Origin of the sequence: Streptomyces profundus (genome assembly GCF_020740535.1) — a bacterium.
GTDB lineage: Bacteria > Actinomycetota > Actinomycetes > Streptomycetales > Streptomycetaceae > Streptomyces > Streptomyces profundus.
This window is the reverse complement of record NZ_CP082362.1, coordinates 7,529,420-7,551,096: the sequence shown is the minus strand read 5'-3', so window position 1 is coordinate 7,551,096 and position 21,677 is coordinate 7,529,420. Positions and strand designations below refer to the sequence as shown.

Genomic DNA, 21,677 nt, shown 5'->3' with positions numbered 1-21,677 from the left:
GGACACCTGATCGCATGACTCGTTCGATATTCCCAGCATCCCCGGCATCTCCGGCATCCCCGACGCCCCCGGCCCCGTCGAACCCCGTCGTCACCCCCGCCACCCGCCCCGCGCGAGGGTCCGCCGATGGTTCCTGGCTGGTGCTGGCCGCCGCCGCGCTGTGGGGCACCACCGGCACGGCGGCCAGCCTCGCCCCCTCCGGGGCCTCGGCCCTGTCCATCGGCGCCGCCACCATGGGCCTGGGCGGGCTGCTCACCGTGGCCCTCGCCGGCCGCTCGCTCCGGACGGTGGTGCGCGACGGCTGGCCGTCCCTGCGCTGGGTCCTCGCCGGCGCGGTCGCCGTCGTCTGCTACCCGCTCGCCTTCTACACCTCCATGGCCTGGTCGGGGGTGGCCGTGGGCACCGTCGTCAGCCTGGGCACCGCGCCGGTCTTCGCCGCGCTGTGGGAGTGGTGGGGGGAGGGAGCCGGGCTGAGTCGGCGCTGGCTGGCCGGCACGTTCGCCGCCTGTCTTGGCTGTGTGGCCCTGGTCGTCGGCGGCCAGGGCGGCGGGCAGGCCGAACGGCTGCCCGCCGGCGTCGCGTTGGGGGTGCTCTCCGGCGCCGGCTACGCGGCCTACACCTACTGCGGGTCCCGGCTGATCCGCCGGGGGCACGGAACCCGCGCCGCGATGGGCGCGCTCTTCGGCCTGGGCTCCGTGGTGCTGCTGCCGGTCTTCGCGCTGACCGGTGGCGCGCTGACCGGCTCGGGGCGTGGGCTGCTGGTGATCTGCTATCTGGCGGTGATCCCGATGTGTCTGGCCTATGTGCTCTTCGGCGCCGGCCTCTCCCGGGTGCGGTCGAGCACGGCGATCACCTTGAGCCTGTTCGAGCCCCTGGTCGCCTCGGTGCTGGCGGTCGTCGTGGTGGGCGAGCGGCTCGGCGCGCCGGCCTGGGGCGGCGTGGCGCTGATCGCGCTCGGCCTGACCTCGCTCACCGTGCGCCGGCCGGCGACCGACCGGGCCTGACCGGCGACGCGACGGCCCCGGCGGACGGAATTCCCGTTGCCGCCGGGGCCGCCGGGCTCCCATCATCGGCGGATGGCCAGACTCCGTGACATCGTGATCGACGCCGCCCACCCCGCCTCGCTGGCCCGTTTCTGGGCCGCCGCGCTGGACGACTACGACGTGGCGCCCTACGACGAGGCCGAGTTGGCGCGCCTCGCGGCGAACGGGATCACCGATCCCGAGGACGATCCGACCGTGCTGATCGAGCCACGGGGCCAGGGGCCGCGGCTGTGGTGTCAGCGGGTGCCCGAGCCCCGGCGGGTCAAGAACCGGGTGCATCTGGACATGACGTGCGCGGATCGGGATGGGGAGGCCGAGCGGCTGATCGGGTGGGGGGCGCGGGTGGTGGAGCGCCATCCGGACCATCTGCTGCTGGCCGATCCGGAGGGGAACGAGTTCTGCCTGTTCGGCGCGGAGGGGTCCGTCGCGGGCTGACCGGCCCCCGTCACCCCCGGCGGAGCCGGTCGCCCAGCCCCTCGGCCAGCAGCCGGAAGGCGCACTCAGCGGCGGCCACCGCGTCGGGATACACGTCGTCGGCCGCCTCGCCGGCCAGGACGCGGCGGGTGTTCTCCGCGAAGAGGACCTGGCGGATCCCGTGGACCTGGGTCGCGATCAGCCGCGCGGTCAGCTCGGGGCTGTTCTCCTCGATCAGCGCCTCGGCGAGCAGCCGCTGCCGCTGGTCCTGGAACTGCCGCTCCCGCTCGGCGAGCATCGGGTTGGCGCGGATCAGGCGCCGCAGCCGCAGCGCTTCGGGGCGGTCGCTCAGACCGGTCGCCGGCAGCCGCTGGGCCAGCGCGGCCAGCAACTGCGCGTGCAGCGCGCCGTGCGGGGTCTGCCCTGGTTCGCGCGCGCGGACCACATCGGCGAGGTCGTGGACGTGGTGCCGTTCCGCGTCCAGGATCAGATCCGCCTTGAGCGAGAAGTAGTTGAACAGGGTCTTCTTGGACACCTCGGCGGCGGCGGCGATCCGACCGCACGACACATCGTCGAAGCCGTGCTCCTCGAACAGGTCGAAGGCGGCGCGCATGAGCCGCTGCCGGGTGGCTTCCTTCTTGCGTTCGCGCAGACCGCTCGGTTCGTGCACGCCGACCATCCTAGGCACCCGGTCGCCGGCCACAAAAATACACCGGAAGGATATTTATACTCGGTAAATAATCTCCGTTAGACTCCGCCGCGTGACCATCCGAACGCGAAGGAGACGGGTATGAGAGCCGCGGCCTTGACGGAGTTCGGTCCGCCGGAGGTGTTGCGTGTCATGGAGGTGGCGGATCCCCGTGCGGGAGCCGGGGAGGTCCGTGTCCGGGTGAGGGCGGCCGGCGTCCAGCCGTTCGACTGCGGGGTGCGCAACGGCGACTTCCCGCGCTCCAGGACGGGGGACTTCCCGATCATCCCGGGCAACGAGTTCGCCGGCACGGTCGATCAGGTCGGCGAGGGCGTCACCGGCCTCTCGGCCGGGGACCCCGTGCTCGGCTTCCGCACCCTGGGGGCCTACGCCGAGTACGTCGTGGTGAGCGCGGAACAGGTGGTGCCGAAGCCGGAGAGCATGTCGTGGGAGGTCGCCGGGGCGTTCTCCGGCTCCGCGCAGGGGGCGCGCAACGCGCTGCTGGAGATGCGAGTCGGCCCGGGCGAGACGATCCTCGTCAACGGCGCGGCGGGCGGGCTCGGCACCATGGCGCTGCAACTGGCGAGGGTGCGCGGGGTCCGGACCGTGATCGCCACCGCCAGGGAGGAGAACCACGATCATCTGCGGAGGCTGGGGGCGGTTCCGCTCACCTACGGGGAGGGGCTCGTCGACCGGATCCGCGCGGTGGCGCCGAACGGCGTGGACGCCTCGCTCGGCGCCGGTCTCGACGCGCTGCGGGCGTCCGTCGAGGTGACGAGGGACCCGTACCGCGTCGTCAGCATGATCTGGAACGACGAGGTCGAGGCGCTGGGCGTCCACGACTGGACCGGCGTCAGGACGGCGGGCGGGCTCACCGAGATGGTCGACCTGTACGACAGGGGCGGGTTGGAGGTCCACCACCGGGCGCTCCACCCGCTGGAGCGGGCCGCCGACGCGCAGCGGGACGTCGGCAGCGGACACGGCCGGGGCAAGGTCGTGCTCACCGTCGACTGACCGGTGCCTCCTTCCCCCGCCGGATGGCGGGGGAAGGAGGCGGGAGGTCAGCCGCGCACGCCCAGCAGGTGGTCCATGGCCAACTGGTCGAGCGCCTCGAAGGCCATGCCGCGCTCGGCGGCGGCGTCCGCGTCGAACTCCTCGAAGGCGGACTTGTCGGCGAGCAGCGCCTCGAAGGTCTCCCCCTCGGCGAGGGTCGGCTGGGCCAGTTCGTCCAGCCGTGCGGCGCGCAGCGCCTCCTGGACGGCGGGGTCGGCGCGGAACGCCGCGGCGCGCTCCTTGAGGATCAGGTAGTTGCGCATGCAGCCGGCGGCCGAGGCCCAGACGCCGTCGAAGTCCTCGGTGCGCGGCGGCTTGAAGTCGAAGTGCCGGGGGCCCGCGTAGCCGGCGGTCTCCAGGAGGTCGACGAGCCAGAAGGCGGACCTGAGGTCGCCGGCGCCGAAGCGCAGGTCCTGGTCGTACTTGATGCCGGTCTGCCCGTTGAGGTCGATGTGGAACAGCTTGTCCGACCACAGCGCCTGGGCGATCCCGTGCGGGAAGTTCAGCCCGGCCATCTGCTCGTGGCCGACCTCGGGGTTGACGCCGAAGAGCTCCGGCCGCTCAAGCCGCTCGATGAAGGCCAGCGCGTGGCCGACCGTCGGCAGCAGGATGTCGCCGCGCGGCTCGTTGGGCTTGGGCTCGATCGCGAACCTGAGGTCGTAGCCCTGGCTCACCACATACTCGGCGAGCAGGTCGAACGCCTCCTTGAAGCGGTCGAGCGCGGCCCGCACGTCCTTGGCGCCACCGCTCTCCGAACCCTCCCTGCCACCCCAGGCGACAAAGGTCTCGGCGCCGAGTTCGGCGGCCAGGTCGATGTTGCGCAGCACCTTGCGCAGGGCGAACCTGCGCACGTCGCGGTCGTTGGAGGTGAACCCGCCGTCCTTGAACACCGGGTGGGTGAACAGGTTGGTGGTGACCATGGGCACCACGATGCCGGTGCTCTTCAGGGCCTGCTGGAAGCGCTTGACGTGTCCGTCGCGCTCGCTGGCCGAGGCCCCGAACGGGATCAGGTCGTCGTCGTGGAAGGTGACGCCCCAGGCGCCCAGTTCGGCGAGCTTGCCGACCGAGTCGACCGGGTCGAGCACGGGCCTGGTGGCGTCGCCGAACGGGTCGCGGCCCTGCCAGCCGACGGTCCAGAGACCGAAGCTGAACTTGTCCTCGGGTGTGGGCTGATATGTCATGGCGGCTCCTCGGCTCCCCAGTATTTCGTCATGGCCGTTAACAAATTAGTATGCGAGTACCCAACTGTGGAAGACCCTGGCCTTGTGGCCTCAAGAGAGGACCTGAGCTCATGACAGCTGCGGAAGGCCCCCTGGTCGTCGGAGTCGACAGCTCGACCCAGTCCACCAAGGCACTGGTGGTGGACGTGGCCACCGGGGCCGTGGTGGCCAGGGGCCAGGCCCCGCACGTGGTGACGGCCGAGCACGACAGCGACCCCGAGGTGTGGTGGTCCGCGCTGCGGGCGGCGCTCGACCAGTGCGGCGAGGCGGCGGGCCGGGCCCGCGCGGTCGCCGTGGCCGGCCAGCAGCACGGGCTGGTGACGCTGGACGCGGCCGGCTCCCCCGTCCGCAACGCGCTGCTGTGGAACGACACCCGCTCCGCGCCCCAACGCGACCGGCTGCTCGACGAGTTGGGCGGCCCCGCCGCCTGGGCCGAGCGGGTCGGCAGCGTGCCGGCCGCCTCGTTCACGGTCACCAAGTGGGCCTGGCTGCGGGAGCACGAGCCGGCCGCGGCCGAGGCGACCCGCGCGGTCCGGCTGCCGCACGACTACCTGACCGGACGACTCACCGGGCAGCCGGTGCACGGCGGCACCACCGACCGGGGCGATGCCTCCGGCAGCGGCTGGTGGTCCACGGCCACCGGGCGCTACGACGAGGAGATCCTGGCCCATGTCGGCCTGGATCCCGCGCTGTTGCCCCGGGTGGTCCCCGCCGGCGAGGCCGCCGGCACGGTCGCCGAGGGGCTGCCGCTCCCGGCCGGCGTCCCGGTGGCCGCCGGCACGGGGGACAACATGGCGGGCGCCCTCGGCCTGGGCCTGGCTCCCGGCAGCCCGGTGCTCAGCCTGGGCACCTCGGGCACGGTGTACGCGGTCTCCCGGCGGCGCCCCGCCGACCCCAGCGGCACGGTCGCCGGCTTCGCCGACGCGGGCGACGCGTTCCTCCCGCTGGCCTGCACGCTCAACTGCACGCTGGCCGTCGACCGGTTCGCCACCCTGCTCGGGCTTCAGCGGGAGGCGGTCGAGCCGGGGGGCGAGGCCGTGGTGCTGCCCTTCCTCGACGGGGAGCGCACGCCCGATCTGCCCTACGCCAGCGGCCTGGTGCACGGCCTGCGGCACGACACCACCCCCGGCCAGCTGCTCCAGGCCGCCTACGACGGCGCGGTCTTCGCGCTGCTCAAGGCCCTGGACCTGGTGCTCGACGAGGGCGCCGACCCGGCCGAACCGATCCTGCTGATCGGCGGCGGCGCCCGGGGCACGGCCTGGCGGGAGACGGTCCGCCGGCTGTCGGGGCGTCCGGTGCGGGTGCCGGTGGCCGAGGAGCTGGTGGCGCTGGGCGCCGCCGCGCAGGCCGCCGGGCTGTTGCTGGGCCGCGATCCAGCGGCCGTCGCGCGGGAGTGGGACACCGCGCGCGGCCCCGCCTTCGACGCGGTACCCCGGGACGAGGCCGCCCTCGATCGGCTGTCCACCACCCTCGGGGACGCCGACGCGCTGCTGCGTCGCCGCTGACGGCGCGCCGCGTCGAGGTCAGGAGATCGCATGGCACAGCCGGCTCCCCCGTCGCAGTCCGAGATGCGGCAGCGCAACCTCTCCCGGGTGCTGCACACGCTCGCCTCCGAGGGACCGCTCTCCCGGGCGGCGGTGGCCGCCAGGATCGGGCTGACCAGGGCGGCCGTCTCCACCCTGGTGGAGGAGCTGCTGCGCGGGGAGCTGCTGGTCGAGGAGGGCCCCGGACGGTCGGGGACGGTGGGGCGCCCGGGCAGCCAGCTGCGGCTGACCGACCGGGGGCCCTGCGGTTTCGGGGCCGAGATCGGGGTCGACCATCTGGCGGTCTGCGCCGCCGATCTGCGGGGCGAGATCCGCGTCCGGGTGGAGAAGGAGATCCGCAACCAGCACAGCGATCCGGGCGCGGTGCTCGCGGTGCTGCGCCGGCTGGCGCACCGGGCGCGTGCCGAGGCGACCGACGTGGGCCTGCGCCCCGTCGGTCTCGCGGTCGCCGTGCCGGGTCTTGTGCTGCGGGACAGCGGCACCGTGCTGCGCGCGCCCAACCTGGGCTGGCAGCACACCGAGTTGCTGCCGCTGCTCCCGGACGACCTGGGGCGGATCACCGTGCACAACGAGGCCAACCTGGGCGGGCTGGCCGAGCTGTGGTCGAAGCCGGCGGCCACCCCCCTGACGGCCCCCGGCCGAAACGGCCACACGGACAGTTTCGTCTATGTGTCGGCGCAGATCGGCATCGGCGCCTGCGTGGTGGTCGACGGCCAACTGCTCAGCGGGGCACACGGCTTCGCCGGGGAGCTGGGGCATGTGCCGGTGCGCCCCGAGGGGCCGCGCTGCGGATGCGGGGGGCGCGGCTGCCTGGAGACCTACGCGGGTGAGGAGGCGGTGCTGCGGGCCGCCGGCATCGAGCCCGGCCCCGGGGTGCGGATGAGCGCGTTGACCGCCCGCTGCGAGGCGGGCGAGGCGACGGCGCTGCGCGCCGTGGGCCGGGCCGGCACCGCGCTGGGCATCGCGCTGTCGGGCGCGGTCAACCTGCTGGACTGCCGGCGGGTGGTGATCGGCGGCACGCTCACCCGGCTGGCGCCCTGGCTGCTGCCGCCGCTGCGCCGGGAGTTGGCGCGGCGCACGGCGGTGGCCGCCGGCGGGCGGGACACCCCGGTGCCGGTGACCGCCTCGCCGCTGGGCCCCGACGGGCCCCTGGTGGGGGCCGCCGGTCTCGCGGTGCGCACCGCCCTGGACCACCCGGCCGGCCTGCTGGCCGGGCCGACGCTCTGACGCTGCCGGCCGCTTCGTTCCCAACACCCGTGACCCGTACGGGAGATCGGGCATGGGACCGGCGTGCGTGCGCGGTTCACCAGATCCGGCGAACCGTGCCCAGATCCCCCACTTGGTCTACCCCTGAGTCACAGGATCACTTCTGTGACAAGAGGACAGCGAGCGCGGCGCGTGGCCGCCCATGTCGCCGGCGCGGTGCTGCTGACCGCGGCGGCGAGCGGCTGCGGGACGGCGGAGGCCGCCGGGCGGAGTGACTCCTGCGCGGTGGCGGGCGACGGGGCCTTCGGGGAGTGCGACGATCCCCTTCCGCCCTGGCCCTGGCCGCCGCCCGTGCCCACCGAACCGGCCGAACCCACTCCCCCGCCGGAGCCTCCCCCGGTGCCGACACCGCCGCCCGCCGTGCCGTCGGCGCCGGCACCGCCGCCCGTTCCCGCGCCGCCGGCGCCCGAAGGGCGGCCGGCGGAGCCCTCCCCCGTGCCCCGGCCCCCCGCGGCCGACGACGCGGCGGAGCCGCCGGAGCCGGGAGACCCGGCGGAGCCCGAGGAGCCGGACGAGGCGCCGGACACGCCGGCGCCCGGCCCGCCGCCCGATCCGGCCCTGGCGCTCTACGCGGCCCTGTCGCACACCGTCCCCGCTCGTCAACCCCCCGCCGGCGAGGGCTCCCTGATGAGCCAGATGCTGCTGGTCGTCATCCCGGCCGTGCTGGCCGCCGCTGTGCTCCGCCCCCGTTCCCGGTCCCGTTCCGGCCCCGTCTAGGAGTTCCCCATGTCCGAATGGCTGGTGCTCAGCCTCACCATCGTCGCCACCTGCTCCGTGGTCCTGCTGGTCGCCGTGGTGCGTCAGCGCCGCGCGGGCGGCGAGGACGACCCCACCGAGACGCCCGACGTCATCGAGTACATGACGATGATGATCGGCGTGGTCTACGCCATCGTGCTGGGCCTGGCGATCGCCGGCGTCTGGGAGGAACGTTCGGCCGCCGAGGAGTGGGTGCGCCAGGAGGCGCAGGCGCTCCACGAGATGACCGAACGCGCCACCGGCTTCCCGGAGGAGACCAGGGCGGAGATCACCGCCGAGATCGACGCCTATGTCACCCACACCGTGGACGTGGAGTGGCCGCAGATGCTCGACGAGGGGGAACTCACGGACGAGGGCGACGCGTTGCTCGTCGCGCTGCGCGAGTCGGTGGCCGGGCGGGAGCCGACCACGGTGCGCGAGATCACGGCCTACCAGGGGCTGATGGACGAGGCCGCGGCCGTCCAGGAGGCGCGGGTGGGGCGTGGCCAGAGCGCCGAGTCCACCATGCCGGCCGTGGTCTGGTTCGGGTTGATCGCCGGCGCCGTGGTGACGGTGGGCCTGGTCTTCACCCTCCAGATCCAGCGCTCCGGGCGGGAGTTGCTGCTGGCCGGCCTGTTCAGCGCCCTGATCGCGTTCCTGCTCTTCCTGATCTGGCACTTCGACGCCCCCTACGCGCGGGCGCTCGGCGATTCGGCGGAGGCGTTCCGGACGCTCTTCCCGCACGCCACCGGGGAGGGCTGAGCAGGGGGACGGCCGGTGCCCTACCCCGGCCCGGTCCGCGTCCCGCCCTTATAGCATGAGGCAGATGAGTTCCCTGTTCCCCGCTTTGGACGCCCCGCCGGCCAAGCCCGCGCTGCGTTTCCCGGACCGGACCATCGACTTCTCGACGCTGCGCTCGCTGGCCCTGGCGGTGGCCGGCGAGCTGCGGGACCAGTCCCGGGTGGCGGTGTGGGCCACCCCCACGGCGCACACCGCGGTCGGGGTGGTGGCCGCGCTGCTGGCGGGCGTTCCCGTGGTGCCGGTCAACCCCAAGAGCGGCGCCCGCGAGTTGGCCCATATCGTGGGCGACAGCGAACCCTCCCTGGTCCTGGCCCCGCCCGGCGTCGAACTGCCGTCGCCGCTCGCCGGGTTGCCGACGCTGGAGGTGCCCCTGACACCGGCGGACGGGGCTGCGGCGCCGCCCCGGGCCGGTGTGGTCGACCCGGAGCTTCCGGCGCTGATCGTCTACACCTCCGGCACCACGGGACCGCCGAAGGGCGTGCTGGTCTCGCACCGCGCGCTGGCCGCCACCCTGGACGCCCTGGCCGACGCCTGGCAGTGGACGGCCGAGGACGAGGTGGTGCACGGGCTGCCGCTGTTCCACGTGCACGGCCTGGTGTTGGGGGTGCTGGGGCCGCTGCGGCGCGGCGGCACGGTGCGTCATCTCGGCCGGTTCTCGACCGCGGGAGTGCGGGACGCGCTGACGGACGGCGGCACGGTGCTGTTCGGCGTGCCGACCATGTACCACCGGCTGGCCGAGGCCGTCGACGAGGACCGGGCGCTGAGCCAGGCCCTCGCGGACGCCCGGCTGTTGGTCTCGGGCTCCGCGCCACTGCCGCTGCCCGACCACGAGCGGCTCCTGGCCGCCACGGGCCGCCGGGTCGTGGAGCGCTACGGGATGTCGGAGACGCTGATGAACACCAGCGTCAGGGCGGAAGGACCGCCGGCCACCGGCACGGTCGGCGTGGCGCTGCCGGGGGTCGAGGTGCGGCTGGTGGACGAGGAGGGCAGGCCCTCGACGGCGGACGACGGCGAGACGGTCGGCGAGATCCAGGTGCGCGGGCCCAACCTGTTCAGCGGCTACCTCAACCGCCCGGACGCCACCGCCGAGGCGTTCGACGCGGACGGCTGGTTCCGCACCGGCGACATGGCCACCCGCGACTCAGGCGGCGGCTACCGGATCGTCGGGCGCAAGTCCACGGATCTGATCAAGAGCGGCGGCTACAAGATCGGCGCCGGCGAGATCGAGAACGTCCTGCTGGCGCATCCCGCCGTCGCCGAGGCCGCGGTGACCGCCGGGCCGGACCCGGATCTCGGGGAGCGGGTCATCGCCTGGGTGGTGCCGCGCGACCCCGGGAGCCCGCCGTCGCTGGAGGAGCTGAGCGACCATGTGGTGGGTCAGCTGGCCGCCCACAAGCGCCCCAGGGAGGTGCGGTTCCTGGCCGCGCTCCCCCGCAACGAGCTGGGCAAGGTGCTCAAGCGGGAGCTGGTGTGAGCCAGCCCCCGCCGCTGTCCGCGCGCGCGGCGCTCGACCTGCTGGCGCCCGGCCATGTGGCCCTGCCGGCCCGGGAGTCGGGCGGGCCGCCCGACGGGCCGCTGGGCTGGCCGGGGTACGACGCCGGCCGGGAGCGCGCCGCCGCCCGCGCCGGCTCGTCGGAGGCGGTGCGCTGCGCCGTCGGCCGGGTGGGCGAGACGGAGGCGGTGCTGATCGCCTTCGAGTTCGCCTTTCTCGGCGGCTCCATCGGGTGGAGCGCGGGAGAGCGGATCGCCGGCGCGCTGCGCACCGCGCGGGATCTGGCGCTGCCGGTGGTCTCGGTGCTGGCGTCCGGCGGCACCCGGGTGCAGGAGGGCATGCACGCGCTCACCCAACTCCAGGGCATCGCCGGCGGGATGGTGCGGCTGCGCGGCGCCGGGCTGCCGCATCTCGCGGTGCTGGCAGGCCCGGTGACGGGCGGCGGCTGGGTGACGCTGGGCGCGGGCTCGGACGTGCGGCTGGCGCTCCCCGGGACGCAGGTCGGGTTCTCCGGCGCCCGGGTGCGCCCGCCGGACGCCGACCCGGCCGCCTACACCGCCGAGGCGCAGCTGGCCGCCGGCCACCTGGACGGCATCGTCGAGCGGGAGGCGCTGCCTGAGACGGTGGCCCGTTGGCTGCGGCTGTTGACGCGGCCGGCGCGCGGCCCGGTGGAGCCGCCTCGGGCGGTGCGCGCCGCCGTGCCGCCGGCCACCGGATGGGAGGCGGTGCGCGCCGCCAGGGCGGCGGACCGGCCGGACGCCGGGGCGTATCTGCGGGCGCACTTCACGCGGTTGGCGCCGCTGGCCAGCGTCGACCCCGCGCTGTCGGTCGGCTTCGGCGAGCGGGCCGGGCGTTCGATCGGCTATGTCGCGCAGCACGGCACGCCGACCACGCCGGCCGGGTTCCGGGCCGCCGTCCGGCTGCTGCGGCTGGCCGACGGTCTCGGCATCCCGGTGTTGACGCTGGTGGACACGCCGGGCGCGGCGAACGACGCGGACGCGGAGCGCGACGGGGTGGGCGCGGCCATCGCCGAGACGTTCACCGCCATGGCGGCGAGCCGGCTTCCGGTGACCACGCTGCTGGTCGGCCAGGGCGGCTCGGGTGGCGCGGCGGCGCTGACCGCGCCCGCGCGGACCTGGGTCACGGCGGAGAGCTACTACTCGGTGCTGCCGCCCGAGTCGGCCGCCGCCGTGCTGAAGCGGGACGCGGCGCAGGTCGCGGAGGTGGCGGAGCTGCTCCGGCTGCGTCCGCAGGATCTGGTGGCCCACGGCCTGGCCCGGGGGGTGGTCGCGCCCTAGTGCCGCGTCAGCCAAGGTTTGCCCCGCTCGCCGCCCTGGCACGCACACTCGCTGCGTTAGCCGAGAGCCCAGGTAGGACAACTACATGCGGCTCCCGGCTGCCTGGCGATCGCACGCACCAGGACACCTCGCTACCGGGCAAACCCCGACTGACACGGCCCTAGACGACCTCGCGCACGAGGTCGTCAGGCGCGGGCCCCGGTGCGGAGGCCGGCGATGCCGGCCAGTCTGCGGTAGGAGTCGAGACGTTCCTCCTCGCCGTGGGTGGCGAGGGTCAGGAGCATCTCGTTAGGCTCGGTGGCGTCGATCAGGCGGGTCAGCGAACGGGCCACGGTGGGTTCGTCGCCGTGGATCTGGCCGGCGCGCGCGGCGTCCAGATACTCCTGTTCGCGGCTGGTCAGCCGCCGGGCGAGCACCTCCTCCGGGGCGTCGAGCGGCGGGAAGTCGCCTCGGGTGCGGGAGTGCACCACGGCCCACGCCTCGGGGAGTTGGCGCCGCTCGGCGGCCTCGGCGGTGGCCGCGACGGCGACGTTGACGGCCAGCGTCAGATGCGGCCCGCCGCCCTGGCGGCCCGGGGTGAAGCGGGCCCGGTAGCGGTCGGCGGCGGCGCGCGTGCGGTCCCGGTCGGCGGAGACGGCCAGCACCAGCGGCAGGCCCAGCGCGGCGGCGGTGTCGACGCCGGCGCCGCCCGCCAGCACGAAGGCGGGCACCGTGAGGCCGTGGGCGGGCTGGGCCCGGACCGGACCGGTGCCGGCGAAGTAGTCCAGCACCTCGGTCAGCCGCTGGGCGAAGTCGTCGGTGCTCGCACGCTCCACGCCGAGGGCTTCGCGGACGGCGCCGGTGAAGCCGAGGGAGCGGCCGAAGCCCATGTCGATCCGGCCGGGGAAGAGCGCGGCGAGCACCCCGAACTGCTCGGCGACGACCAGCGGCCGGTGGTTGGGCAGCATCACCCCGCCGGTGCCCACCCGGATCCTGGAGGTGGCCGAGGCGACGGCGGCGGCCAGCACGGTGGGCGCCGAGCCGGCGACGCCGGGCACGGCGTGGTGCTCGGCCACCCAGAAGCGGTGGTAGCCCAGCGCCTCGGCGTCCCGCGCGAAGGCCACCGTCGCGCGCAACGCCTCGGCGGGCTCCTGGCCCTGGCGGATCAGCGCGCGGTCCAGGATCGACCAGCGCACCCGGGACAGTTCGGGATAGGTGCTCACACCGGCGGTAACAACGGACGCGCGGGGCGGGATTCCCCGGTGCCGGCCGACCGGCTGGCCAGCACGCCGCCGGGCACGCACCATGGTGCGATGAGCGACACGACGGCGGCGCTGGCCAGTCTGCGCGGGCTCGCGCTGGGAGACGCCTTCGGGCAGACGTGGTTCGCCGTGCTCCGCGCGGCGGACGATCCGCTGCCCCTGATCCGGTCCCGGGCCACACCGCCGGCGGCCAGGTGGCCCTGGACCGACGACACCGCGTTGGCGCTCGCCCTGCTGCGGGTGGCCGTGCCGGGCGGCGACTTCACATCGGACGCGTTGGCGCGGGAGTTCGGCGAGAGCTACCGCGCGGATCCGGGACGCGGCTATGCCTCGGGGATGCACACGCTGCTGCCGGAGTTGGCGCGGGAGCCGGCGAGTTGGCGCTCCCGCGCGTCGGCGCTGTTCGGCGGGGAGGGCAGTCTGGGCAACGGCGCGGCGATGCGGGCGGCGCCGTTGGGGGCGCTGCTCCACCGTGATCTGCCGCGCGCGGTGGCGCGGGCCGGGCGGGCGGCACGGGTGACGCACGCCCATCCGGAGGCGGTGGCCGGCGCGGTGGCGGTGACCGTGGCGGCGGCGCTGGCCGCGACGGCGGGGCCGTCGTCGGGCGGTCCCGCGTGGCTGTGCGATATCGCCGCGCACACCCCGCCGGGCGCGGTGCGGGACGGGCTGACCCGGGCCGCCGCGCTGCCGGCGGACACGGGCCCGGTGGCGGCGGCCGAGGCGTTGGGGAACGGCGCCCTGATGCGGGCGGACGACACGGTGCCCTTCGCGCTGTGGTCGGCCGCCCGGCATCCGGACAGTCTGGTGGACGCGCTGTGGACCACGGCTGAGGGGTTGGGGGACATCGACACGACCTGCGCGATCACGGGCGGTGTGGTCGGGGCGCGCACCGGGCTCGACGGGGTGCCCGAGGAGTGGCGAACACGGTGCGAGCCGCTGCCGGAGTGGGTGGCCGGACTCTAGTTGGCCGTGAGGTCGGCGGCGCCGGTGGAGACGGGGTCGACGCCGGCCAGGCGGCACAGCGCGATGAAGAGGAGCAGCGGGTGGGTGTAGGGGGCGCCGTGGCCGGGCCAGTGGACCAGTTGGGGCGTCCACAGGCCCTCGCCGGCCCACTCGGGGGTGGCGGTGACGGGGAGTCGGACGTCGGTGAGGTAGCGGACGGGCTCCGGCCAGTGGAGTCCGGTCTGGGAGCCGGGGGGCACGGACCACCACCAGCTGGGGCCGATACCGAAGATGGCGCCGGGGCGCGGGAGTCCGGCCAGCACCCGGCGGCCGTGTTCCTCGGGGACTTCGACCACATCGCCGTCCAACCAGCCCGGGCCGCTCTTCACCAGGTGCAGATGGCGGGGCCGACGGGCGGATGTGACGGCTGTGGGGAGGGTTATCCGCGTCATGGGGCAGCCGTCAGGACCTTCGTTCGGCGGCTGGCGCTTCCCGTGGTCTCACGGCTCTCCCCGGGGCCGGCGCTGGATCGCACGAGGGGCTGAACTCCGCTGGCACGCGAGGGAGTTCGGCCCAGACGCACTGGGCGGTCCCGCCGTGGGCGGTGGTGACGCCCCAGCGGACGCTGAGGGCGGCGACCAGGGCGAGGCCGCGTCCGCCCTCCTCGTCCGTCGCGGCGTCGCGGGGCCGCGGGTCGTTCCCGCCGGTGTGGTCGCCGGTGACCTCGACGAGGAGCCGGTCGGTGGTATCCGTCAGGCGACATCTGAGGGTGGTGGTGGCGGTGTGGCGGACGGCGTTGGTGGCCAGTTCGGAGATCACCAGCTCCACCGTCTCGGCCGCCTCGGCGGCGACGCCCCAGGCGGCGAGGGTGGCGCGGACGCGGTGGCGGGCCCAACGAGGGGTTCTGAGTTCGGCGGGGAGTGAGAAGCCGATCTCACCACGGGCGGCCCGGGCGGGACGCGAGGAACGCTGAAGGGCCGTGGCGGCGAGGGGGGCCATGGCTGCTGCCTTTCTCTGCTGAATGCTCCCGCATGACCGGATCGGGAAGACCAGGAGCATCGATCCCCCGGGACAGGTCGCGAGTCAAGCCATGAGTAAACGCTCTCTGCCACTCTGACACTGCCAAGTTCAGTCCGCAACAGGTAAGTTGCAATTTGCATATCGCCACTGTCATGACTCTAGGCTGGGTGCCGAGGTGGCACAACGTGGCCGTCGGAGACGGATCGTGAGGAGGCGCGCGTGCCCGGAGAGACGGACTGGGGTGGGGCGCCCCCGGTGCTGCGGAAGATCCTGGGCCGGCAGTTGGAGGATCTGCGCAAGCGCGCCGGGCTCTCCTTCAACCAGGCGGGCGACGCCCTCGGCGTGAGCCACTCCACCATCCGCAGGATCGAGGCGGCCAAGGTGTCCCGCCTGCGTCTCTCGGACGTCCAGCGGCTGTTGGAGACCTACGGGGTGCGAGACCCCGAGGAGCTCCACACCTTCCTCCAGGCGGTGCGCGAGGCCAACAAGCAGGGCTGGTGGCACACCTACCGCGATGTGCTCCCCGACTGGGTGGCGGCGTATCTCAGCCTGGAGCAGGCGGCCCGTCAGATCCGCGCCTACGAGGCGCAGTTCGTGCACGGCCTGTTGCAGACCGAGTCCTACGCCCGGGCGTTGATCGTCGCGGAGAACCCGCACGCGACGCCCGAGGCGATCGAGCGCCGGGTGGCGCTGCGGATGCGCCGCCAGGAACTGCTGCACAGGGAGGACCCGCCCCGGCTGTGGGTGGTGATGGACGAGACGGTGCTGCGCTGGCCGGTCGGCGGCCGGGAGGTGATGGCCCGGCAGATCGACCATCTGCGGGAGATGACGGCGCTCCCGCAGGTGACCCTCCAGATCATGCGCTTCGCCAGGGGCCCGCACCCGGCGATGCCGGCCGGCGCCTTCCACCTCTTCCGGTTCCGTGCCCCGGAACTGCCCGACGTCGTCTATCTGTCCAGCCTGATCGGCGCGGTCTACCTCGACGGACGCGAGGATGTGATGGTCTACCGCGAGGTGTTGGACCGGCTCGGCGCCCAGGCCGCTCCCGACGGCCGGACCGCCGAGCTCCTCGACGACGTGCGCAAGGAGCTGTGACGCCTCCCGCGGCACCGTGATGAGAGGCTGGGTGAGCCCGAAGGCGCCCTGGAACCAAGGGAGTCGGGCCCGCCCTCGCTCCACCGGCGAGGCATACTTCCAACGGACTTCCAGCGAAGGGACCCACGGTGTCCGAGAACGGATGGCCGGCCGAGCGCATCGACACCGGCAGCGCCCACTCCGCCCGTATCTACGACTACATCCTGGGCGGCAAGGACTACTACCGGGCCGACAAGGAGGCCGGCGACGCGATGTGCGTCGAGTGGCCGGCGCTGCCGATCCACATGCGCGCCAACCGGGACTGGATGCACCGGGCCGTGCGGTACCTGGCCGCGGAGGCTGGCATCCGCCAGTTCCTCGACATCGGCACCGGCATCCCCACCTCCCCCAACCTGCACGAGATCGCGCAGGAGGTCGCCCCCGAGTGCCGCGTCGTCTACATGGACAACGACCCCATCGTGCTGACCCTCTCGCGCGGGCTGCTGCACAGCGCCCCGGAGGGCAGGACCTCCTATGTCGAGGCCGATATGCGCGATCCGGCCAGCATCCTGGACGCCCCGGCGCTGCGGGAGACCCTGGACCTCGACCAGCCGGTCGCGCTGACGGTGATCGCCATCGTGCACTTCGTGCTGGACGAGGACGACGCGATCGGCATCGTCCGGCGGCTGTTGGAGCCGCTGGCCCCCGGCAGCCATCTGGCGATGACCATCGGCACGGCCGAGTTCGCGCCGGACGAGATCGCCCGCGTCTCCGGCGAGTACGCGGCGCGCGGCATGCCGATGCGGCTGCGGACCAGGGCCGAGGCCGAGGAGTTCTTCACGGGGCTCGATCTGGTCGAACCAGGCGTCACCCAGGTGCACCGCTGGCGCCCCGACGGCACCGAACCGGCCGGCGTGCGGGACGAGGACATCGGCATGTACGGCGCGGTCGCCAGAAAGCCCTAGCCTGCCGGCGGCCGGGCCGTGTCCGTGCAGGCGCGGCGGACAGGCCCGCCGCTCCCCGGCCTGGCGGCCGGGAGGCGCCGCAGGGAGGTCCGTGCCATTCGCCACGCGAAGGATCGCCCTGGTGGGCTCCCGGACGACGTCCGGGAGGACGCGGGTCCGGTGGGGCTTCGCGGAAGCGGCACGGTCGGCGCCTACCGCTCCAGCAGTCGTGCGTCGTGTACCAACAGGGCGATCTGGACACGGTTGTTGAGGTCGAGCTTGGTCAGCAGGCGGGAGACATGGGTCTTGACGGTCGGCAGCGACAGGTACAGCTCGGCGGCGATCTCGGCGTTGGACTTGCCCTGACCGACGAGCAGCGCCACCGCCCGTTCCCGCTCGGGGAGTGCCTCAAGACGGCGGCGGGCCTGGCGCAGCCGCCGGCCCGGCCCCGCGACCTGGGCGATCAGCCGTTGGATGACGGCGCCGGAGAGCACCGGGTCGCCGCTCGCCACCCGGCGGACCGCGTCGACGATCTCCGCCGGCGGCGTGTCCTTGAGGACATAGCCGGCGGCTCCGGCGCGCAGGGCCCGCAGCACGTGCTCGTCGGCGTGGAAGGTGGTGAGCATCATCACCTCGGGCGGGTCCGCCCGCTGACGCAGCCGCTCGGTGGCGGTCAGGCCGTCGAGCCCCGGCATCCTGATGTCCATCAACACCACGTCGGGGGCGAGTTCGGCGACCAGCGACGGCACCTCCCGGCCGTCCGTCGCCTCGCCGACCACCGCCAGGTCCGGGGCCGCGCCCAGCATCAGCCGCAGCCCGGAACGCACCAGGGCGTCGTCGTCCACCAGCAGCACCCTGATCGTCATGGGGGCCACGGTAGCCAGGCGCTGAGCAGGAAGTCGTCCCGGGTGCGGCCGTGCTCCAGGCGCCCGCCGGCCAGCGACACCCGTTCGTCCAGCCCGCGCAGGCCGGCGCGGGCGCCCGGGATCCGTTCCGTCGGCGGCTCGGCCAGCCGGTTGGCGACCCGCACGGTCAGCCCCTCCCCGGGGGCGCCCGTCACGGTGACCGTGGCCTCGGCGCCCGGCGCGTGCTTGCGGACGTTGGTCAGCCCCTCCTGCACCACCCGGTAGGCGGTGCGGCCCACCGCCCCCCGAGGCGGCTCGGCGTCGTCCGTCCGCCGCTCCAGACGCACCCCCGTGCCGGCGGCGCGCGCCTCGTCGACCAGGCGCGGCAGATCGCCCAGCGTGGGCTGGGGCCGCTCGCCCTCGCCGGTGCCCGGCTCCTCGCCCGGCTCGGCCCGCAGCACCCCGATCACCTCACGGAGCTCCTCCAGCGCCTGGTGGGCGCTGGACCTGATGACGCCGGCCGCCTCCCTGACCTGCTCGGGCGAGGCGTCCGCCCGGTACTCCAGGGCCCCGGCGTGGACGCTCAGCAGCGACAGCCGGTGCGCCAGCACATCGTGCATCTCCCGGGCGATGGCCTCCCTGGTGCGGCGCTGCGCCTGGTGGTAGAGGGTGTCCCGCAGATGCCTGCGGTAGCGGACGGAGAGCCCCCAGGAGATCACCGCCACCATCACCACCAGCATGAAGGCCACCGACTGCCCGTCGGAGATGGCGGACTCAGGGCGCTGGTCCACGTTGATCGGCATGGTGGCGAGCTTGGCGAGGACCAGCAGCACCAGGGTCCGGGTGCGGCAGTGCACCGCCACCGTGAAGAGCATCGCCAGCATGGGCCCCGCCATGGCGTGCGAGGGCAGCCCGGCCAGCATCACCAGCAGGGAGAGCGCCACCGGGCGGCGGCGGCGCCACCAGAGCGCGCCGCAGAGCAGGCCGGCGACGACCTGGTCCAGCACGACGGCCGAGGTGCTGTCGTGGGTCTCCCCCGCCAGCACCCCGGAGCTGGCCACCGTGGCGACGGCGGCCAGACCGATCATGGCCAGATCGACGGCGGCCTGACGCGGCAGCCGCCGCGCGAACCCCGTCGGTGGTCTCAGCTCGTTCACAAGCCCCGAAGGTACCCGGCGGCCGACGCCGACGGGCCCGTCGTCCCTCGGTCGGCTACCAAGGTCGGGAGGCCGCTACCAAGGTCGCGCCGACGGCTACCTTGGACCGAGGCGGCCGGCCACCGGCGCCGCCTAGCGTCCCGGCCATGAACAAACTTCTCGGTCTGGTCAGCTTCGTGCTGATCGCCCAGGGCGCCGGCGGCCTGGTGCACTTCTTCTGGGACTGGTTCGACGTGTGGACGGTGGTGCACCGGATCGGGTTCCTGGACGGCTACGAGGTCTTCGTCTGCGTGGTGCTGATCGTGTTGGGGGTGGCGGTCGGCGGCCTCTCGGAGCGGTTCGAATGAGCCGGCTCAGACGCTCGTCGGGAAGTCCACCACCCGGTCGCACCAGCGGCGCAGCAGCACCCGGTCGTGGCCGACGGCCAGCAGCGCGGCGCCGTGCTCCGCCCGGTACTCCTCGACGACGGCGACCAGCGCCGCCGTGGTGGAGGCGTCCAGCATCGCGGTCATCTCGTCGCAGATCAGCAGCTTCGGCGTGAGCAGCAACGCCCGGGCCAGGCAGGCGCGTTGCAGCTGACCGTCGCTGACCTGGTGCGGACGGCGGGCCAGCAGCTCGGGGGTGAGCCCGACCGTCGAGGCCAGCGCGGTGACCCGCTCGGCCAGCTCGGCGCCGCGCCCGGTCGCCGCGGCGGGTTCGGCGATCAGCTGCCGCAGCGTCAGATGCGGGTCGGCGGCCATCCTGGGCTGCTGGAAGACCACGCCGACGCTGGTGCGCTGCGCGCGCGGGGCGCGGAAGCGGTAGCCGCCGGCCGGCCGGCCGGCGAGCGTGACGGTGCCCGACCAGGGGCGGTGCAGCAGCGCCGCGACCCGGGCGAGCGTCGACTTGCCGCAGCCGCTGGGGCCGAGCAGCCCGACGGCCTCGCCGTCGGCGACGGTGAGCGAGAGATCCCGCACCACGGGGGTGCGCCGCTCGTACCCGGCGGTGATTCCGTCAAGATCGAGCATCGGCGGGCTCCCGTGGGTGGTGGCAGGCGACGCCGCCGTCCTCGCCGGCGAGGACGGGCAGCGCGGCGCAGACGTCGGTGGCCCGGGCACAGCGCGGCGCGAAGGCGCAGCCGGTGGGCAGCGCGTCCAGCTCGGGGGGCAGCCCGGGGATCGGGGTGAACGCCCGCTCGGGCAGCGCGTCGAGCAGCCCGGCCGCGTAGGGGTGGCGGGGTCCTGCGTCGCCGAAGAAGGCGGCGGCGTCGACGAGTTCGACGATCCGGCCGGCGTACATCACGGCGATCCGGTCGGCGATCCGCTCGGCCGCCGCCAGATCGTGGGTGATCATCAGCAGCCCGTGGCCGTCGTCGACATGGCGGCGCAGCTCGCCGACGGTGCGGTCCACCAGATCGCGGTCGAGCCCGGTGGTGGGCTCGTCCGCGATCAGCAGCGGCGCGTCGGCGACCAGCGCCAGGGCGGTGGCGGCCCGTTGGGCCAGGCCGCCGGAGAGCTGGTGCGGATAGCGGTCCAGATGGTCCAGGGGGAAGGCGGCGCGCTCGGCCGCCGCCCGCGCGGCGGCGCGCAGCTCCCGGCGCGGCACTTCGGTCAGCTGCCTGACCGTCTCCTCCAGCTGGGAGCGGACGGTGCGCACGGGCGTGAGGTGGTTGGCCGGGCTCTGCGGGATCAGGCCGAGGCGGCGTCCGCGCACGGAACGGGCCAGCCGCGCCTCGGGCGCCGAGAGCAACTCGGGCCCGTCGGGCAGGAGACGGGCCGCGCCCCTGGTCTGGGCGTTGGCCGGCAGCAGGCCGAGCAGGGCGGCGGCGAGCACGGACTTGCCGCAGCCGCTCTCCCCCACCAGCGCCAGGCACTCGCCGGCGGCCAGCTCGAAGGACACCTCGTTGACGGCGGCGACATGCCGCCCGCCGGCCATCCGGAAGCGCACGGACAGCGCGTCGACGCTCAGCAGCGTCGACCTGGTGGGCGGCGCCGACTCCTCGGGGTGCGGCGCCGTGGTGGTGGACGTCTCGCTCAAAGGACCAGCTCCGATCGGCGGCGCGGGTTGATCCGCTCCCGCCAGATGCCGGCCAGGCCGGCGATGGCGAGAGTGGTGACGACGATGAAGAGGCCGGGGAAGAGGGTGGGCCACCAGTCGCCGGCCGAGAGCGAGCCACGGGCCCCGTTGATCATGGTGCCGAGGCTGGCCTGGTGCGCGGGGATGCCCAGGCCGAGGAAGGACAGCGCGGACTCGTGCCACACCGCGTGCGGCACCATCAGCACGGCGGCCAGCCCGGCCTGCGGCAGCACCGCGGGCAGCAGGTGGCGCACCGTCACCCGCCAGCGGGAGGCGCCGCCGGAGACGGCCGCGTCCAGATAGGGGCGGGAGCGCAGCGACAGCACCTCGGCGCGGACGATCCTGGCCGTCGACACCCAGTGGGTGAGCCCGACGGACGCCACCACCGGCCAGACCCCGGGACGGAACATCGCCACGATGAAGATGCCCATCAGCAGGTGCGGAACGGCGGTGAAGGTGTCCACCAGCCGCATCAGCAGCCGGTCGACCCGCCCGCCGACCGCGCCGGCCAGGGCGCCGAGGGCAAGACCGATGACGCTGGCGACCAGCGCGGCGACCAGGCCGACCAGCAGCGACACCCGCAGTCCGTAGACGCTGCGCAGCAGCAGGTCGCGGCCCATGTCGTCGGTGCCGAAGACGTGTTCGCCCGAGGGAGGCAGGAGCTTGGCGGTGAGGTCCACGGCCTGCTGGTCCAGCGGGAAGAACACCGGCACCAGCAGCACGGCCAGCACCGCCGCCGCGACCAGCGTCACCGAGGCGATCCGGCGGACCGTCCTGGTGCCGGCACGGGCGTCCCCCGAGGAGCGCCACCCGGCGGGCGCGGCGGGGAGGGTTTCGTTGGCCAT

23 protein-coding genes are annotated in these 21,677 nt (G+C 74.4%); 13 read left to right on the top strand and 10 right to left on the bottom strand.

From position 1 onward, the window contains the following. Positions 1–140: 140 nt before the first annotated feature. Both K4G22_RS31140 and K4G22_RS31135 read left to right on the top strand, forming a co-directional pair. Positions 141–1,004, top strand: a complete 864-nt coding sequence (locus tag K4G22_RS31140; RefSeq protein ID WP_265590258.1) for a DMT family transporter — start codon at positions 141–143, stop codon at positions 1,002–1,004. Positions 1,005–1,076: 72 nt separating this feature from the next. Continuing rightward, positions 1,077–1,478 (top strand): VOC family protein, encoded by a 402-nt coding sequence (locus K4G22_RS31135; RefSeq protein WP_228083819.1) that lies wholly within the window; start codon positions 1,077–1,079, stop codon positions 1,476–1,478. 10 nt (positions 1,479–1,488) lie between these two features. On the opposite strand, the gene K4G22_RS31130 is transcribed toward K4G22_RS31135, so the two are convergent. Beyond that, positions 1,489–2,127 carry a TetR/AcrR family transcriptional regulator gene (locus K4G22_RS31130; RefSeq protein WP_228083818.1) on the bottom strand — a complete coding sequence of 213 codons (639 nt, stop codon included), beginning with the start codon at positions 2,125–2,127 and terminating at the stop codon, positions 1,489–1,491. A gap of 120 nt (positions 2,128–2,247) precedes the next feature. Here K4G22_RS31130 and K4G22_RS31125 point away from each other — a divergent pair, with 120 nt between their 5' ends. Continuing rightward, complete coding sequence (locus K4G22_RS31125) at positions 2,248–3,159, top strand: NADP-dependent oxidoreductase (protein ID WP_228083817.1); 912 nt, start codon at positions 2,248–2,250, stop codon at positions 3,157–3,159. 47 nt (positions 3,160–3,206) lie between these two features. Here the strand turns inward: K4G22_RS31125 and xylA are convergent, their stop codons facing one another. Beyond that, the gene (xylA, locus tag K4G22_RS31120) at positions 3,207–4,379 is read right to left on the bottom strand and encodes a xylose isomerase (protein WP_228083816.1); all 1,173 of its coding nucleotides are present in this window, start codon (positions 4,377–4,379) and stop codon (positions 3,207–3,209) included. A 110-nt stretch (positions 4,380–4,489) separates the two neighbouring features. Between xylA and xylB the strand changes: the two genes are divergently transcribed. The 6 genes from xylB (at position 4,490) to K4G22_RS31090 (ending at position 11,554) form a co-directional block, all read left to right on the top strand. Next, positions 4,490–5,923 (top strand): xylulokinase, encoded by a 1,434-nt coding sequence (xylB, locus tag K4G22_RS31115; protein WP_228083815.1) that lies wholly within the window; start codon positions 4,490–4,492, stop codon positions 5,921–5,923. A 30-nt stretch (positions 5,924–5,953) separates the two neighbouring features. Beyond that, a complete protein-coding gene (locus K4G22_RS31110) occupies positions 5,954–7,189 on the top strand; it encodes an ROK family transcriptional regulator (protein WP_228083814.1) in 1,236 nt (411 codons plus the stop codon). 144 nt (positions 7,190–7,333) lie between these two features. Next, complete coding sequence (locus K4G22_RS31105; RefSeq protein ID WP_228083813.1) at positions 7,334–7,945, top strand: hypothetical protein; 612 nt, start codon at positions 7,334–7,336, stop codon at positions 7,943–7,945. Positions 7,946–7,954: 9 nt separating this feature from the next. Beyond that, the gene (locus K4G22_RS31100; protein ID WP_228083812.1) at positions 7,955–8,725 is read left to right on the top strand and encodes a bestrophin-like domain; all 771 of its coding nucleotides are present in this window, start codon (positions 7,955–7,957) and stop codon (positions 8,723–8,725) included. 64 nt (positions 8,726–8,789) lie between these two features. After that, the gene (locus K4G22_RS31095) at positions 8,790–10,238 is read left to right on the top strand and encodes an acyl-CoA synthetase (RefSeq protein WP_228083811.1); all 1,449 of its coding nucleotides are present in this window, start codon (positions 8,790–8,792) and stop codon (positions 10,236–10,238) included. Beyond that, positions 10,235–11,554 carry a carboxyl transferase domain-containing protein gene (locus K4G22_RS31090; protein WP_425336769.1) on the top strand — a complete coding sequence of 440 codons (1,320 nt, stop codon included), beginning with the start codon at positions 10,235–10,237 and terminating at the stop codon, positions 11,552–11,554. The genes K4G22_RS31095 and K4G22_RS31090 overlap by 4 nt, the downstream gene beginning before the upstream one ends. A 185-nt stretch (positions 11,555–11,739) precedes the next feature. On the opposite strand, the gene K4G22_RS31085 is transcribed toward K4G22_RS31090, so the two are convergent. After that, positions 11,740–12,756: an MsnO8 family LLM class oxidoreductase gene (locus K4G22_RS31085; protein ID WP_228083810.1), complete on the bottom strand. Its 1,017-nt coding sequence runs from the start codon at positions 12,754–12,756 to the stop codon at positions 11,740–11,742. Positions 12,757–12,846: 90 nt separating this feature from the next. Here K4G22_RS31085 and K4G22_RS31080 point away from each other — a divergent pair, with 90 nt between their 5' ends. Beyond that, a complete protein-coding gene (locus K4G22_RS31080) occupies positions 12,847–13,758 on the top strand; it encodes an ADP-ribosylglycohydrolase family protein (protein ID WP_228083809.1) in 912 nt (303 codons plus the stop codon). On the opposite strand, the gene K4G22_RS31075 is transcribed toward K4G22_RS31080, so the two are convergent. After that, positions 13,755–14,189 carry a hypothetical protein gene (locus K4G22_RS31075; protein WP_228083808.1) on the bottom strand — a complete coding sequence of 145 codons (435 nt, stop codon included), beginning with the start codon at positions 14,187–14,189 and terminating at the stop codon, positions 13,755–13,757. The two genes, K4G22_RS31080 and K4G22_RS31075, sit on opposite strands and share 4 nt — an antisense overlap. 10 nt (positions 14,190–14,199) lie before the next feature. Then, a complete protein-coding gene (locus K4G22_RS31070) occupies positions 14,200–14,736 on the bottom strand; it encodes an ATP-binding protein (protein WP_228083807.1) in 537 nt (178 codons plus the stop codon). A gap of 240 nt (positions 14,737–14,976) precedes the next feature. On the opposite strand from K4G22_RS31070, the gene K4G22_RS31065 reads away from it, so the two are divergent. Both K4G22_RS31065 and K4G22_RS31060 read left to right on the top strand, forming a co-directional pair. Beyond that, the gene (locus tag K4G22_RS31065) at positions 14,977–15,852 is read left to right on the top strand and encodes a helix-turn-helix domain-containing protein (protein WP_228083806.1); all 876 of its coding nucleotides are present in this window, start codon (positions 14,977–14,979) and stop codon (positions 15,850–15,852) included. Between the two features lie 128 nt (positions 15,853–15,980). Next, the gene (locus K4G22_RS31060; RefSeq protein WP_228083805.1) at positions 15,981–16,796 is read left to right on the top strand and encodes an SAM-dependent methyltransferase; all 816 of its coding nucleotides are present in this window, start codon (positions 15,981–15,983) and stop codon (positions 16,794–16,796) included. Positions 16,797–16,987: 191 nt separating this feature from the next. Here the strand turns inward: K4G22_RS31060 and K4G22_RS31055 are convergent, their stop codons facing one another. Next, positions 16,988–17,641 carry a response regulator transcription factor gene (locus tag K4G22_RS31055; protein WP_228083804.1) on the bottom strand — a complete coding sequence of 218 codons (654 nt, stop codon included), beginning with the start codon at positions 17,639–17,641 and terminating at the stop codon, positions 16,988–16,990. Then, complete coding sequence (locus tag K4G22_RS31050) at positions 17,638–18,777, bottom strand: sensor histidine kinase (RefSeq protein ID WP_228083803.1); 1,140 nt, start codon at positions 18,775–18,777, stop codon at positions 17,638–17,640. The genes K4G22_RS31055 and K4G22_RS31050 overlap by 4 nt, the downstream gene beginning before the upstream one ends. A 146-nt stretch (positions 18,778–18,923) precedes the next feature. Here K4G22_RS31050 and K4G22_RS31045 point away from each other — a divergent pair, with 146 nt between their 5' ends. After that, entirely contained in the window at positions 18,924–19,124 is a 201-nt protein-coding gene (locus tag K4G22_RS31045) for a hypothetical protein (protein ID WP_228083802.1), read from the top strand. Between the two features lie 6 nt (positions 19,125–19,130). On the opposite strand, the gene K4G22_RS31040 is transcribed toward K4G22_RS31045, so the two are convergent. From K4G22_RS31040 to K4G22_RS31030, 3 genes are all read right to left on the bottom strand, one after another. Then, the gene (locus K4G22_RS31040; protein ID WP_228083801.1) at positions 19,131–19,784 is read right to left on the bottom strand and encodes an ABC transporter ATP-binding protein; all 654 of its coding nucleotides are present in this window, start codon (positions 19,782–19,784) and stop codon (positions 19,131–19,133) included. Then, the gene (locus K4G22_RS31035) at positions 19,771–20,691 is read right to left on the bottom strand and encodes an ABC transporter ATP-binding protein (protein ID WP_228084284.1); all 921 of its coding nucleotides are present in this window, start codon (positions 20,689–20,691) and stop codon (positions 19,771–19,773) included. Before K4G22_RS31035 ends, K4G22_RS31040 begins: the two co-directional genes overlap by 14 nt. A 98-nt stretch (positions 20,692–20,789) precedes the next feature. Further along, positions 20,790–21,677 carry an ABC transporter permease gene (locus tag K4G22_RS31030; RefSeq protein WP_228083800.1) on the bottom strand — a complete coding sequence of 296 codons (888 nt, stop codon included), beginning with the start codon at positions 21,675–21,677 and terminating at the stop codon, positions 20,790–20,792.

Bases quoted from the DNA above. Each gene is read 5' to 3' on its own strand.
- K4G22_RS31135 (WP_228083819.1), top strand. From the start codon at position 1,077: ATGGCCAGACTCCGTGACATCGTGATCGACGCCGCCCACCCCGCCTCG.
- K4G22_RS31125 (WP_228083817.1), top strand. From the start codon at position 2,248: ATGAGAGCCGCGGCCTTGACGGAGTTCGGTCCGCCGGAGGTGTTGCGT.
- xylA (WP_228083816.1), bottom strand. From the start codon at position 4,379: ATGACATATCAGCCCACACCCGAGGACAAGTTCAGCTTCGGTCTCTGG.
- xylB (WP_228083815.1), top strand. From the start codon at position 4,490: ATGACAGCTGCGGAAGGCCCCCTGGTCGTCGGAGTCGACAGCTCGACC.
- K4G22_RS31110 (WP_228083814.1), top strand. From the start codon at position 5,954: ATGGCACAGCCGGCTCCCCCGTCGCAGTCCGAGATGCGGCAGCGCAAC.
- K4G22_RS31100 (WP_228083812.1), top strand. From the start codon at position 7,955: ATGTCCGAATGGCTGGTGCTCAGCCTCACCATCGTCGCCACCTGCTCC.
- K4G22_RS31095 (WP_228083811.1), top strand. From the start codon at position 8,790: ATGAGTTCCCTGTTCCCCGCTTTGGACGCCCCGCCGGCCAAGCCCGCG.
- K4G22_RS31080 (WP_228083809.1), top strand. From the start codon at position 12,847: ATGAGCGACACGACGGCGGCGCTGGCCAGTCTGCGCGGGCTCGCGCTG.
- K4G22_RS31075 (WP_228083808.1), bottom strand. From the start codon at position 14,189: ATGACGCGGATAACCCTCCCCACAGCCGTCACATCCGCCCGTCGGCCC.
- K4G22_RS31070 (WP_228083807.1), bottom strand. From the start codon at position 14,736: ATGGCCCCCCTCGCCGCCACGGCCCTTCAGCGTTCCTCGCGTCCCGCC.
- K4G22_RS31055 (WP_228083804.1), bottom strand. From the start codon at position 17,641: ATGACGATCAGGGTGCTGCTGGTGGACGACGACGCCCTGGTGCGTTCC.
- K4G22_RS31045 (WP_228083802.1), top strand. From the start codon at position 18,924: ATGAACAAACTTCTCGGTCTGGTCAGCTTCGTGCTGATCGCCCAGGGC.
- K4G22_RS31040 (WP_228083801.1), bottom strand. From the start codon at position 19,784: ATGCTCGATCTTGACGGAATCACCGCCGGGTACGAGCGGCGCACCCCC.
- K4G22_RS31035 (WP_228084284.1), bottom strand. From the start codon at position 20,691: ATGGCCGGCGGGCGGCATGTCGCCGCCGTCAACGAGGTGTCCTTCGAG.
- K4G22_RS31030 (WP_228083800.1), bottom strand. From the start codon at position 21,677: ATGGCCAACGAAACCCTCCCCGCCGCGCCCGCCGGGTGGCGCTCCTCG.